Origin of the sequence: Variovorax sp. VNK109 (genome assembly GCF_049445855.1) — a bacterium.
Lineage (GTDB): Bacteria > Pseudomonadota > Gammaproteobacteria > Burkholderiales > Burkholderiaceae_C > JAGOCV01.
In genome coordinates this window covers 18292-31986 of sequence record NZ_JBMSDV010000001.1, presented here as the reverse complement: position 1 = coordinate 31986, position 13695 = coordinate 18292, and the positions used below count along the sequence as shown (strand labels likewise).

General features: G+C 66.5%; 9 protein-coding genes. 4 read left to right on the top strand and 5 right to left on the bottom strand.

The window, feature by feature from the left end; genetic code table 11:
• Nucleotides 1–29: 29 nt before the first annotated feature.
• From ACO2Q9_RS00145 to trxA, 5 genes are all read right to left on the bottom strand, one after another.
• Entirely contained in the window at nucleotides 30–1379 is a 1350-nt protein-coding gene (locus tag ACO2Q9_RS00145; protein ID WP_423307078.1) for an MATE family efflux transporter, read from the bottom strand.
• The gene (locus tag ACO2Q9_RS00140) at nucleotides 1376–3073 is read right to left on the bottom strand and encodes a hypothetical protein (protein ID WP_423307076.1); all 1698 of its coding nucleotides are present in this window, start codon (nucleotides 3071–3073) and stop codon (nucleotides 1376–1378) included. Before ACO2Q9_RS00140 ends, ACO2Q9_RS00145 begins: the two co-directional genes overlap by 4 nt.
• A gap of 111 nt (nucleotides 3074–3184) precedes the next feature.
• Nucleotides 3185–3442: a type B 50S ribosomal protein L31 gene (locus ACO2Q9_RS00135; protein WP_423307073.1), complete on the bottom strand. Its 258-nt coding sequence runs from the start codon at nucleotides 3440–3442 to the stop codon at nucleotides 3185–3187.
• 78 nt (nucleotides 3443–3520) lie between these two features.
• Nucleotides 3521–4783, bottom strand: coding sequence for a transcription termination factor Rho (rho, locus tag ACO2Q9_RS00130; protein ID WP_423307071.1), 1263 nt, complete (start codon nucleotides 4781–4783; stop codon nucleotides 3521–3523).
• A 204-nt stretch (nucleotides 4784–4987) separates the two neighbouring features.
• Nucleotides 4988–5320 carry a thioredoxin TrxA gene (gene trxA, locus ACO2Q9_RS00125; RefSeq protein ID WP_423307069.1) on the bottom strand — a complete coding sequence of 111 codons (333 nt, stop codon included), beginning with the start codon at nucleotides 5318–5320 and terminating at the stop codon, nucleotides 4988–4990.
• Nucleotides 5321–5408: 88 nt separating this feature from the next.
• On the opposite strand from trxA, the gene ACO2Q9_RS00120 reads away from it, so the two are divergent.
• The 4 genes from ACO2Q9_RS00120 (at nucleotide 5409) to ACO2Q9_RS00105 (ending at nucleotide 13634) form a co-directional block, all read left to right on the top strand.
• Nucleotides 5409–7958, top strand: coding sequence for a PD-(D/E)XK nuclease family protein (locus ACO2Q9_RS00120; protein WP_423307067.1), 2550 nt, complete (start codon nucleotides 5409–5411; stop codon nucleotides 7956–7958).
• On the top strand, nucleotides 7955–11230 hold the full coding sequence (locus ACO2Q9_RS00115) for a UvrD-helicase domain-containing protein (protein WP_423307065.1): 3276 nt from the start codon (nucleotides 7955–7957) through the stop codon (nucleotides 11228–11230). Before ACO2Q9_RS00120 ends, ACO2Q9_RS00115 begins: the two co-directional genes overlap by 4 nt.
• Nucleotides 11227–12498, top strand: a complete 1272-nt coding sequence (locus ACO2Q9_RS00110) for a TIGR03862 family flavoprotein (RefSeq protein ID WP_423307063.1) — start codon at nucleotides 11227–11229, stop codon at nucleotides 12496–12498. The genes ACO2Q9_RS00115 and ACO2Q9_RS00110 overlap by 4 nt, the downstream gene beginning before the upstream one ends.
• Before the next feature lie 89 nt (nucleotides 12499–12587).
• Entirely contained in the window at nucleotides 12588–13634 is a 1047-nt protein-coding gene (locus ACO2Q9_RS00105) for a VWA domain-containing protein (protein WP_423307061.1), read from the top strand.
• The last annotated feature ends 61 nt before the right edge of the window (nucleotides 13635–13695 follow it).

Sequence of the window (13695 nt, the reverse complement as noted above, 5' to 3'; positions counted from 1 at the left end):
GCTCCTCGAGTCTGACGTTTACGTTAACGTCAATTATGCCGTTGTACGGAAGCGCGCCTGAGCAGCGCCAGGAACGCGAGCCCTGTGATCCACAACGCAACGGCGCTGCTGATCCAGAAGGTGGCCGCGTCGCCGCGCCAGGGCTCGATGCCGGCACCACCGTAGGCCAGCACGTAGCCGCCCGCCAGGCCCAGACCCCACAGCAGCACGCAATACACGACGAGCGGCGCGATCGTCACGCGGTAGCAGCGCAGCAGGAAAACGCAGATTGCCTGCATGGCATCCGCCACGTGGTAGAGCGCGGCCCAGGCAAGCAGGCCGGACGCCATGGCAACCACGGCCGGATTGCCGGAATACAGCGACGCAAGCGGTGCGCGGAGCAGGAACATCGCCGCAGCCAGCACGACGGCGATGCCCATGGTGAGGCGCAGCCCGGTAGCGAGTGCGAGACGCGCATGCGTGGCGTCGCCCGCGCCCAGCCAGAAGCTCACGCGCGCGCTCGCCGCGATGCCCAGCGACAGCGGCACCATGTACAGCAGCCCCGCCATGTTGGCCGCGATCTGGTGCGCCGCGCTCGCCGTCGTGCCCATGCGTGCGATGAACAGGGCCATTAGCGTGAACGAGGTGACCTCGACCATGATCGCCAGCCCGCCTGGCACACCCATGCGCGCGAACTGGCCCAGCGCCGGCCAGTCCGGCCGCTCCATGCGCCGCCACAGCTGGTAGGGCCGGTAGAGCACCTGCGTCCGCAGCAGCCACAACGCAGTGCCGAACATCAGGTAGTTGACGACCAGCGTGGCCCACGCACAGCCGACCACACCGCCGGCCGGCAGCCCGAAACCTCCGAAGGTGAACCAGATCGACAGCGGCACCTTCACGAAGAGGGAGCCGATCTGCAGCCAGGTCACGAGCCTCGGCTTGCCCAGGCTCTGGTTGAGCGTGCTGAACATGCGGAAGAGCAGGGCCGGCGGCAGCGCGAGCGCCAGCACGCCAAGGTACGCCTCGACCTCCGGCCGCAAGGCTTCGGGAACGCGCGTCCATTCGAGCACCGGTCCGGGGTTCAGCAGGATCAGCAAGCCGGTGACGATGGTGACGGCGCAGAGATAGAGCGACTGTCGCACCGACACGCCCACCTGCGCCTGCCGGCCACTGCCGTGCAGTTCTGCCCAGACCGGCAACAGGGCCTGCATGACGCCCAGCAGCGCGACGAACACGCTGATGAACACCGCAGAGCCGACCGACAGCGCAGCAAGGGCCGAATCGGCGTAGCGGCCGGCGACGACGGTGTCGGCCAGGCCGAAAGCCATGACCGCGACCTGGCCTACCAGCACCGTGCCGGCGTGGCGCGTGATGACACGGAATTCGGAAGGCGTGCTCAAGGACTCACGCGCCGGTACACCAGCACGACGTCGTTGCGGTCGACCGGGCGACGGATGGTCGTCTGCAGCGTCCACTTGCGCATGTCCACCGCAATGGAAAGTGCTGCCGCATCGTCTGCATCGACCAGCATCCACGGGCACGCCACCGGGCCGCCGGCGTGTTGCATGTCGTACTTGCCGTGATAGCGCCAGCCGGCGATCTGCGGCCGGCTCAGTCCCCAGGCTTCCAAGCAGACGGGCTTCTGTCCGCCTGCATTCAGGACCGGCGCACCCAGCTGAACCACAGGCGCGTAGCTGCGCGCGAAGTCCAGCAGCGGCATCCACAGCGTCATGAGCAGCAGCCAGCTCAGGATGGCGCCGCCCGCCGGCAGCACCAGGCTCTTCCACAGCGCCGACTGGTGGCGGCCCACACGCCATTTCACGAGCCAGGCCCATGCGATGGTGGCCGCGAGCGCGACGCCGAATGCAATCCAGCCGAAGCTCGGCTCGAAGCCTGGCGCGAGTCTGGCGACGTTGGCCGCAGGCTGGCGGGGAACGCCGGTTTCCATGGCGATCCAGATCACCCAGATGATGACTGCGCAGAAAGTGAAGAACAGCAGCGTGAACCAGTCGATCAGCGCGGCCACGCTGCGGCGCAGGGTGGGGAGTGCGAAAGCGGCGAGCGTTGCAGCGGCGGGCAGGCCGAGCAGCAGCGAGCGGTCACCGGACGTCGTGAAGATGGTCGCGCCCGCAGACACCAGCGCGAACCACAGCGGCAGCGCGACGTGCCGGCTCGTCAACTGGCGGCGCCAGCGCCAGAGCGTCCACAGCGCCAATGGCCACGCGGGCCATGGAAACCACAGGAACAGGCGACCCAGGCTGCGCCAGTCGCGCGTGGGCAGGTTCAGGCGCCAACGCCACTCGTCCAGCGCCCAGGCGAGCACGGCGGCAGCCAGGGCCAGCGCCAGCAACACGGCCGCCTGCGCCACGGGGCGCAATGTTCCGTCCTCGGCATCTTCGCGAGACGGGTCGATCAGTGCGACGGCGAAGCCGCCGAGTCCGAACAGCAAACCCATGGCGGGCGCGCCGGAAAGCGACAGGCCTGCGAGCCCGGCAGCCGCCGCCACCATCGGCACCCAGGTGCGGCGGGCAAGCGCGGCCATGCCGTAGAACGCCAGCGCGGTAAAAGCAAGCTGCGCGAGCGAAGGCGTGGTCTCATGCGAGAGTTGCGCGAGCCCCAGGCATGCCACCAGTGCGAGCAGCCCGCCGTCGGCAATGGCGCGTGCATAGTCGGCCGGCTGCGCCTCGCCGCCGAACGCAAAGGCGACGGGTTGCGCGCGCGGGCTGCGCGCCAGGTAGTAGACGCCGTACCACATGGCTGCCAGTGTCAGCGCCAGCAGCATGCCGAAGGGAATGCGGGCTGCGAAGTCGGGTTCCACCCACGGCGGCGCGATCTGCATGGCCCAGGCGCCCAGCCAGTAGGGCAGCAGGCCGTCCACTTCCGGTGGCATGCCCATGAGCGTGGGTTTCCACCAGTCGGACGTCCCGGTCGCCAGGTCGTACATGTAGCCGAAGGTGGCGAGGTCGGCGTTCTTCCACGGCTCGCGGCCGATGAAGCCGGGCAGCACATAGGCCACGCAAAGCAGCAGCAGGGCGATGCGCGGCAGGCGCCGGACCGCGCTTTGCGCGACGATGGCTGGAGTTGGACGGTTCACCGGAGGAGGATTGTCGGGCTCGGCAAAGAAAAAGGGCAGCGCGGAAACCCGGGCTGCCCGTCTGGTGCTGCTGCGGCCACGCTGCGATGAACGTGGCCGGCGCTTTGCAGCTTACTTGGCTGCGGTCTTGCCGAAGCGGTTGCGGAACTTCTCGACGCGGCCACCCATGTTGTCGACCGACTTCTGCGTGCCGGTGTAGAAGGGGTGCGATTCGCTCGAGGTATCCAGCTTGTACAGCGGGAGTTCACGACCGTCTTCGGTCTTGCCCATTTCCTTGGTGTTCACGCAGGAACGGGTGACGAACTGGAAACCGTTGGACAGGTCCACGAAGAGCACTTCGCGGTAATTGGGATGAATGCCTTCTTTCATGGTCTTTCCTTGTCATGTGCGGGAGCCGGTCCGGCCAATCCGGGCTACTTTCCGCGAAACCGCCGATTATAGCCCGGATTACCCGCCCCTTCGCATCATGTCGAAGAACTCGACATTGGTCTTGGTGGCCTTCATGTTCTTGAGCATGAGCTCCATCGACTCGATTTCGTCCATGTTGTACATGAACTGCCGCAGGATGCGGGTCTTCTGGAGCACCTCGGGGGCCAGCAGCAATTCCTCGCGGCGGGTGCCGCTGCGGTTGAGGTTGATGGCGGGGAAGACGCGCTTTTCGTACAGGCGGCGCTCCAGGTGGATTTCGCTGTTGCCGGTGCCCTTGAACTCTTCGAAGATCACTTCGTCCATGCGGCTGCCGGTGTCGACCAGGGCCGTGGCGATGATGGTGAGGCTGCCGCCTTCCTCGATGTTGCGGGCTGCGCCGAAGAAGCGCTTGGGACGCTGCAGTGCATTGGCGTCCACACCGCCGGTCAGCACCTTGCCGGACGAGGGCACGACGTTGTTGTAGGCGCGGGCCAGACGGGTGATGGAGTCCAGCAGGATCACCACGTCCTTCTTGAGTTCGGTCAGGCGCTTTGCGCGTTCGATGACCATCTCGGCCACGTGCACGTGGCGGGCGGCCGGTTCGTCGAACGTGGAGGCGATGACTTCGCCGCGCACGGTGCGCTGCATTTCGGTCACTTCTTCCGGACGCTCGTCGACCAGCAACACCATGAGGTGGACGTCGGGGTAGTTGGCGGTGATGGCATGGGCGATGTGCTGCATCATCACCGTCTTGCCGCTCTTGGGCTGGGCGACGATCAGCGCGCGCTGGCCCTTGCCGATGGGGGCGATGATGTCGATCACGCGGGCCGTGATGTTCTCTTCGCTCTTGATGTCGCGTTCCAGGCGCATCTGTTCCTTGGGGAACAGCGGCGTCAGGTTTTCGAACATGATCTTGTGCTTGTTGTCTTCCGGTGCACCACCGTTGACCTTGTCCAGTTTGGTCAGCGCGAAATAACGTTCACCGTCCTTCGGGGTGCGCACTTCGCCTTCGATCATGTCGCCCGTATGCAGGTTGAAGCGACGGACCTGGCTGGGGGAAATGTAGATGTCGTCGGTGCTCGCGGTGTAGCTGGTGTCCGGGCTGCGCAGGAAGCCGAAGCCGTCGGGCAGGATTTCGAGCACGCCGTCGGCGAACACCTGCTCGCCGGTCTTGGCGCGCTTCTTGATGATCGCGAACATCAACTCCTGCTTGCGCATGCGGCCGGTGTTCTCGATCTCAAGGGCTTCGGCCTGCTTGAGGACTTCAGACACGTGCAGTGCCTTGAGTTCGTTTAAGTGCATGGAATGATCCCTTGAAGGGAGTTCTATGAAAAATCTGGGGGGAGGGCAAAGCGGCTGGAGGCGCCGCCCGCTTCGGGCATTCGGGCCGCTGGACTAGGCCGCGCGGCGAATTGAGGGGCATTATGACAGGAAAAACCGGCTGTCGACCGGGTAATTGCGCCGGGTTGCAACACGGGCCGCTGCGGACCCGTGTTCCGGGAGGGGTCAGGCGAGTTGCTGGTCCAGGAAGGACGTGAGTTGCGCCTTGCTCATGGCACCGACCTTGGTGGCGGCGAGCTGGCCATTCTTGAACAGCATGAGCGTCGGGATGCCGCGGATGCCGAACTTCGCGGGGATGTCGCGGTTTTCGTCGACGTTCATCTTGGCGATCTGCAGCTTGTCCTGGTAGGTGCCGGAGACTTCGTCCAGGATGGGAGCAATCATCTTGCAGGGGCCGCACCACTCGGCCCAGTAGTCCACGAGCACCGGCTTGTCGGCCTGCAGCACGTCGGATTCGAAGGATGCATCCGTGATGTGTTTGATGAGTTCACTTGCCATGGTGGGGTCCTCTGGATGGAATGACGATGCAGCTAAAGTTGGGGGATTGTGACAGAAACCAAGTGCCTCCATCGGGATTGGGATTGCTATGAATGACATAGCAAAAAGCGATGACGCCGCCCCGGCCCGAGACTGGCTGGAAGGCGTACGCGCGCACCTGTCCCTGACCCGCTGCCACCCGTTGCGCACGGTGGTCCTGCTGCCCTTTGCGCAGATGCTGCCCGCTGCTCGCGCCGAGTGGGCGCGAGGCGCGACATCGGGCTTTGTTCCCCGCTTCGAGACCACGCATACATGGGCACGTGCGCTCGGCGGCTTCGTCCCTCAGCCTGAGGACATCAGCTTCGACATGGCACGCGACGGGCTCACGGCGCGGCTGTGGATCGAGCGTGCCGGTCTTTCGGCGGAACGCGAGGTGCTGGCTCCGCGTCTGGTGGAGTCCGCGCATGCGTTGGCGCAGGTGGCGGCGGCGAAAAGTCCGTCCGCGCGTGCAGCCTGGGCTGCGGACGCTCGAGCTGCCGTGTCGGGAGGGCTCGACAACCCCATGCTCGCACTGGAGTCTGCCGTGGCTCGAGTCGCGGTGGAATGGGCTGCGGCTTCGGGGTACGCGACCGACGTCCTCTTCGAAGCGGCGCTCGCCGACGACGTCGAATGCATTGCCGTGATCGAGGGTTTCCAGCACGACGCACTGGCGCATGAGATCGCGCGCAGCAAGGGCGCACGTGCGGTGATCCTGCCGCTGGCACATGACTTCGCGGCGCGTGGCGCAATCGCACTGCACGCCGCAAGGGATCCGGAGGATGAAGCAGAACGCGCTGCGGCCTGCGTGCTGAACCGGCTCAATGCCGGTGTTTCGCCTGTCGCGCTGGTTGCGACGGATCGCACACTCACGCGCCGTGTGCGTGCACTGCTCGACGCAGCGGGCGTTCCGCTGCGCGACGAGACCGGCTGGAAGCTTTCCACCACGCGCGCAGCGGCAAGCTGGATGGTGGCCTTGCGTGCGTGTGCACGGCAGGCATCCACCGATGCCGTGCTCGACTGGCTGAAGAATGCGCCTGCGTTTGACGCCCGCTCCGTCTCGCGCCTCGAAGCATTGCTGCGTCGCGAAGGCATGCCTGCATGGTCCGGCGTTCGTCACTGGCTTGCCCATGTGAGTGATGCTGAAAACGCATTGGTCATCGCCACGATGGCCGACGAGTTCCGTGAGGCGATGAATGCCGCGCGTCCGTTGACCGCGTGGCTCGCAGCGACGCGCCAGTTCCTGCAGGCGTGTGGTCAATGGGAGCCGCTCGCGACAGACGCTGCGGGTGCCAGGGTGCTTGCAGCGCTGCATCTGGACGAAGAAGACGCAGCCGGGCTCGCAGACTTCCTCGCGCGTTCGCCGTACGCATCGCGTCGCATGAGCCATGCGCAGTTCATGGCTTGGGCGAATGAAGCGCTGGAAGCCATGACCTTCAAACCCGGCGCGCCCAGGGATGCGCCGGTCGTCATCCTGCCGCTGCTCCAGTTGCCGGCGTGGCCGTTCGAGGCGGTCGTCCTGCCCGGCAGTGACGAAGTACGGCTGGCAGCCTCGCCCGAGCCGCCCGGCCCGTGGACGGCGCTGCAACGGGAGTTGCTTGGCCTGCCGTCCCGCGCATTGCTGGACGGCAGCCTTCTGGCCGCATGGCGGTTTGCCCTGGGTCGCCCGCTTGTGGATGTGCTCTGGCGTGCACACGACGCGGGTGGCGAAGCCGTGTTGCCGAGCCCGTTGGTGCAAGCGCTGCTGCTGCAAGGCGCGAAACCCGAAGAGTCAGACCCGCGCCCGAACCGCCAAGTGTTGCCCCAACCCACGCCACTGCCCATGCCGCGTGGCGACGCATTGCCCGTGACGCGACTGTCGGCCAGTTCCTATGAAGACCTCCGGCGCTGTCCTTACCGCTTCTTCGCCTTGCGCCAACTGGGGCTGCGCGAGGCCGATGAGCTCGACGTCGAAGTGGACAAGCGCGACTTCGGCAACTGGCTGCATGCCGTGCTGCGGCTGTTCCACGAAGCGCTGCGCGATGGAGCTGCGAATCCCGCCCGGCAACGCGCGGCGCTGCTGGACGAAGCGGCGGCCACCGTGACCCGGAGAATGGGCCTGGAGGACGACCAGTTCCTTCCATTCGCCTCCGCATGGCCGCGCCTGCGCGACGGCTATCTCGACTGGCTGGCCGGGCACGAAGCCGATGGAGGCCGGTTCAGCAAGGCCGAATTCGAAACGTCGCAACCACTGGGCGAGCATGTGCTTCACGGCTACATCGATCGCATCGACCAGTTGCCGGACGGCAGTACTTTCGTGATCGACTACAAGACCGAGCCGCGCGAGACCACGCGCCAGCGCATCAGGACGCCGCTGGAAGACACGCAGATCGCCTTCTACGCCGCATTGCTGCCCGACGACACGCTCCGTGCCGCCTATGTGAATGTCGGCGAACGCGACGGCACGCACACCTACGAACAGGACGACCTGGTCGCGGCACGCGATGCGCTGATCGACGGCATCCTCGTCGACATGAGCCGCATTGCACAGGGCATGCCGCTGCCTGCGCTGGGTGAGGGCAGTGCGTGCGAGTACTGCAGCGCGCGCGGCCTGTGCCGTAAAGATTTCTGGGAAGCCGCATGACCCCGGCTTACGAGCACAACGGCAGGCCGGTCAGCCGCGAGGCGTTCTACGCCATCGCCTGCGATCCGCGTCGCAGCGTCGCGGTGGAGGCATGTGCAGGCGCGGGCAAGACCTGGATGCTGGTCGCGCGCATCGTGCGTGCGTTGCTCGACGGGGCGAAGCCGCATGAGATTCTGGCGATCACCTTCACCAAGAAGGCGGCAGGCGAGATGCGCGAGCGACTCCAGGAAGCGCTGCTCAGTCATTCGGGCGCGCCCCGTGATGTGCTGCAGGCTGCGCTCGTTTCCTGGGGCATGGACGCGGCCGAGGCGCCGCGCTTCCATGAAGCGTTGAGCAAGCTTGCCAGTTCCGTTCTGGACTGCGGCAGACCGGTTCAGGTGCGCACCTTCCACAGCTGGTTTGCTGCGCTGCTGCGCAATGCGCCGCTGGCCGTGCTGGACGAACTGGGTCTTCCTGCCAGCTACGAGTTGCTGGAAGACGATGCCGAGGCCGTGCGCCACGTGTGGCGACGGTTTTACGCCGCGCTTGCGGCCCAGCCCGAATACCGCGCGGATTTCGAGGCTGTCGTTGCCACGCATGGGCGTTCGCAGACGCACAAGGCCCTGCAGGCTGCACTGTCGCGGCGCGTCGAATTCGTGCTGGCTGATGGCGCGCAGACGCTGGAAACTTCCGTCGCGCATTTCACCGGTCGCTTCCCGCAGTGGGCGGGTCTGCAGGAGCCGGGGCTTGCGCTCGGGGGCGACATTGCGCGCGCGCGGTGGCTGGCGCGTGCATCGGCGCTGGGCCGCGAGGCCAACAAGACCCCGCAGAAAGCCGCGAACGAAGTCGTCGATGCATTGGCGCTCGAACCCGGCGCTGAATGCATCGCTGCGTTGCGCAAGGCCTTCTTCGTGAAAGACGAAGACCGGCTCACGAAGAATCTCGTCAAGTTTGCTGCTGCGCAGGACGCCGAAGCCGAATTGCAGGCCTTGTGCGCCGCGCAGGCACAACACGAGGCATGGACATACCACCAGCGCATCGTGCGGCTCGCGCGCATATTGCTGGCCGAGTTTGCGCAGCTCAAGCGCGAGCGGGGTTGGGTGGACATGAACGACGTGGAGCGTGCTGCGCTGCGCATGCTTTCCGACCCGGTTCTTGGCGCGTGGGTGCAGGAGAGGCTGGACGCACGCATTGCCCATCTGCTGGTGGACGAGTTCCAGGACACCAATCCGTTGCAATGGCAGGCCTTGCATTCGTGGCTGTCGGGTTATGCGGGCGCAGGTGGCCATCCACCCGGTGTCTTCATCGTGGGCGATCCCAAGCAGAGCATCTACCGCTTCCGCCGGGCGGAACCGCAGGTGTTCGTCGACGCGTGCGAATTCATCGTCGATGGCCTGGGCGGTGACAAGCTGGCCAGCGATCACACGCGTCGCAACGCCCCGGGCGTGATCGGAGCTGTGAACGGCGCGATGCTGGCAGCAGGGCAGGCCGGCGAGCTTCCGGGCTTTCGCGCGCACACGACCGAGTCGGAAGAAAAAGGCCAGACACTGCGCCTGCCGATGACGATGCGGGACGGGGGAGCCGCTGACGATGCCGGCGCGCCGTACGATCCTCTCGCCTGGCGCGACAGCCTCACCACCCCGCGTGAGCTGCCGGAGGAGACGCTGCGGACGCGCGAATGCCGACAGGCCGCGCAGTGGATCGCGCAGTGCGTCGCGGCCGGCACCAAACCTCAGGACGTGATGGTGCTGGCCCGCAAACGCGACCGTCTCGCCGTCATGCAGGACGAATTGCGTGCGCTGCACGTTCCCGCGCAGCAGCCTGACAAGACCGATCTGGCCGACGTGCCCGAAGTGCAGGATGTCGTGGCACTGATGGACGCGCTGGTATCGCCGGGCCACGACCTGTCGCTGGCGCGGGCACTCAAGTCGCCGCTCTTCGGCATGGGTGACGATGATCTCGTGCGCATTGCCCGGTTGCGGCAGAAGCACCCCCACCGTCATTGGCTGCAGCTGCTGCAGGATGGCGAACTGGCCGGGCGCTTCGCCGACGCCGGCAGGACGCTCACGCGCTGGCAGTCCTGGTTGCAGGCACTGCCGCCACACGACGCGCTGGACGCGATCTACCACGACGGTGACGTCCTCGCGCGCTTTGCGGCCGCGTCTCCTGCCGCGCTGCGCCTGCCGGTGCAGGCCAACCTGCGTGCGTTGCTCTCGGCCGCCTTGCAGGTGGACGGCGCGCGCTACGCCACACCCTATGCGTTGGTGCGGGCCATCCGTGCGGGTGGCATCCAGGCACCGGTGACGGCAGCACCAGGCGCGGTTCGCCTGCTCACCATCCACGGTGCGAAGGGGCTCGAGGCCGATCTGGTGCTCCTGCTCGACACCGATGCGCCACCGCCCACGGCGGAGACGATGGGCGTGCTGGCGAACTGGCCGAGCCAGGAGCGGGCGCCGCAACGCATGGTGTTTCTTGCCAGCGAGAAACGTCCGCCCGCGTGTGCTGACGAGCTGCTCTCGACCGAGCAGCAGGCGCGACAGCGGGAAGAACTCAATGCGCTGTATGTGGCGCTGACCCGTGCGCGCAAGACCTTGGTGCTGTCGGCCGCCGAGCCGCATCGCAGCAGTCCGGGCAGCTGGTGGAAGCGGTTGCATGATCTGTGCGAGCCGGTGGCCATGGAGCCCGCACCGGGTGATGGTGCGCGTGGCAGCCCGGCGCTGGCAGGCGGCCGTGCACCGTCCGGCGAAACCTTCACCATGCCTGCACTGCCCGCTCTTGATACCACGCGCGTGAAAATGAAAGACGCGACGGACGAACGCGGGCCGGCGGACGATGACACCGGAGAGTCGCTCGTCGGCAAGGCCCTGCACCGCCTGCTCGAATGGTCGGGCCCCGATGGCTTCACGCCCGCGCAGGTCCGCCAGGCGGCGCGCGAATTCGAGCTTTCCCCGGAGCAGATGCACCGTGCCGAAGGCATGGCCCGCGCCATCCGTTCCGGTGGAGGGTCGTGGGCGTGGAACCCGGATGTGATCGATTGGCACGGAAACGAAGTCGCGCTGCATCACCACGGGCAGGTGATGCGCCTGGACCGGCTGGTGCGCCGCCGGGACACCGGGCACTGGTGGGTACTCGACTTCAAGTCCGCGGCGCGACCCCAGGACGACGACATCAAGCTCAAGCAGCTTCGCACCTATCGCGAAGCGTATCGGCAAGCGCTCGGGCCGGATGGGTCGCAGGCGGTCATCCGCATTGCATTCATGACCGGCCAGGGCGCGCTCGTGGAAATCGAATGAAGACTTTGAAAGACGTGACATCCGTTGTCGTGATCGGCGGCGGTCCAGCCGGCCTCATGGCGGCTGAAGTGCTGAGCGCTGCCGGTGTGGCCGTGCATCTCTGCGATGCCATGCCCTCGGTGGGCCGGAAGTTCCTGCTGGCCGGCAAGGGGGGCCTCAACCTGACGCATTCGGAGCCGTTCGACGTGTTCGTGACGCGCTACGGCGCGCGTCGTGCGCAGGTGGAGCCGTTGCTTCGCCGCTTCGGCCCGGACCATCTTCGCGCATGGGCGCAGGGGTTGGGCATCGACACATTCGTCGGCACCTCGGGCCGGGTGTTCCCGAAAGACATGAAAGCAGCGCCGCTGCTGCGCGCGTGGCTGCAACGGTTACGTCATCCTGCGACGGGTGTGCCCGTGCAGTTCCACATGCGGAACCGATGGACCGGCTGGACGGCCGACGGCGCACTGCAGTTCTCGACCCCGTCGGGCACTGTGACTTGCACGCCTTCAGCGACGGTGCTGGCCCTGGGCGGCGCAAGCTGGCCGCGTCTCGGGTCCGACGGGGCCTGGGCATCCTGGCTTGCCGCGCGCAACGTGCCGGTGACCGGTCTTCTGCCTGCCAATTGCGGCTTCGATGTGAAAGGCGGCTGGACGGAGTTCTTCTCTTCGAAGTTCGCGGGGCAGCCCTTCAAGTCGGTGGCGATCAGCTTCACCGATCCGCAAGGCCGCACCTTGACACGCAAAGGCGAGTTCGTCGCCACGGCCACGGGGGTGGAGGGCAGTCTGGTGTACGCCGTTTCTTCGCTGCTGCGCGACCAGATCATTGCCGGAGGAAGCGCGACATTCCATCTCGATCTGCTGCCCGACATGCCCGCGGAGCGCGTATTGGCCGAGGTGGCGCACCCACGCGGATCCCGCTCGCTCAGCAGTCACCTCAAGGGGCGGCTTCACATCGACGGCATCAAGATGGCGCTGCTGCACGAACTCGTGCCACGCGATGACATGGGCGTTCCCGTCCGGCTGGCCACGGCCATCAAGGCCTTGCCCATCACGCTGACCGCTGCGCGGCCGGTTGCGGAATCCATCAGCACTGCAGGCGGCGTGACGTTCGATGCGATGGACGAGCATCTCATGCTGGGTGCCATGCCCGGCGTGTTCTGTGCCGGCGAAATGCTGGACTGGGAAGCGCCGACCGGCGGTTACCTGCTCACGGCGGCCATGGCCTCGGGCGTCGTGGCGGCGCAAGGCGTGCTGGCCCGCCTCGGCCAGTCGTCGCTACGGGGCTGACCGCATACGTCGAAGGGCGATTGCAAACCACGCGCTTCCGAGGCACGATGTTGTTGCGTTGCGGCAATTCGTGGCGCAGGAACCCGCCCATGTTCTTCCTATGGCCCCAGTACCTCTGGCTGCTGCTCGCCCTGCCGCTGCTGCCCCTGGCCTATCTGTGGCTCCTGCGACGGCGCAACAGGGCAGCGCTGCGCTACAGCAGCGTCGGCATCGTGCAGGCTGCGGCGCGTCGCAACTGGCGCAGGCACATTCCTCCGCTGCTGATTTTTCTTGCCTTCGCGCTGCTGCTGCTGGCTGCCGCGCGGCCCGTGGGACGGGTGACGCTGCCATGGACGCGCTCGCTCATCATGCTGGCCATCGACGTGTCGCTCAGCATGCGTGTCACCGACGTCAAACCGAACCGGATGGTGGCAGCGCAGGAGGCCGCCAAGTCATTCCTTCAGGACCTGCCCAAGAACATCGAGGTCGGCCTCGTCACATTCGCAGGCAGCAGCCAGGTGGCACAGACCGCGACGCTGGACCGGGAACTGCTGGTGACCGCGATCGATGGCTTCCAGATGCAGATGGGCACGGCCGTGGGCAACGCCATCGTGGTCAGCCTGAACGAACTCTTCCCGGACCACGGGCTCGACGTGGGCGAGATGACCTTCGGCCGCAACCAGAAGGGCGGCATACGCAGCAAGAGCCTGGATGCGCAGGCCAAGCCACCGCCGAAGGAGATCACGCCCGTCGCACCGGGTTCCTACAACTCCGCCGCGATCATCCTCCTGAGCGACGGCCGCCGCACCACGGGCGTGGACACGCTCGAAGCCGCAAAGCTGGCGGCCGACCGCGGTGTCCGCATCTACGTGGTGGGCCTGGGCACCGTCGATGGCGAAGCGCTGACCGCAGAGGGCATGCCCATGTACCTGCGGCTGGACGAGCCCACCCTGAAGGAAGTGGCGCGCATGACGGGTGGCGAATACCACTACGCGGGCACCGCCGAAGCGCTGCGCAGCGTCTACGCCAACCTGGGCTCCACGTTGCAGGTGCAGACACGCGAAACGGAAGTGGCCGGCCTGCTTTCCGTGTTGGCAGCGCTGTTCGCGCTGACCGGGGCCATCCTGTCCATGGTGTGGTTCGGCAGGGTGCCCTGATTCCCGGGGATCGCGCCCATTCCTCTTGGGGAATTGCAGCGGATGGGTTACAACCAACGTC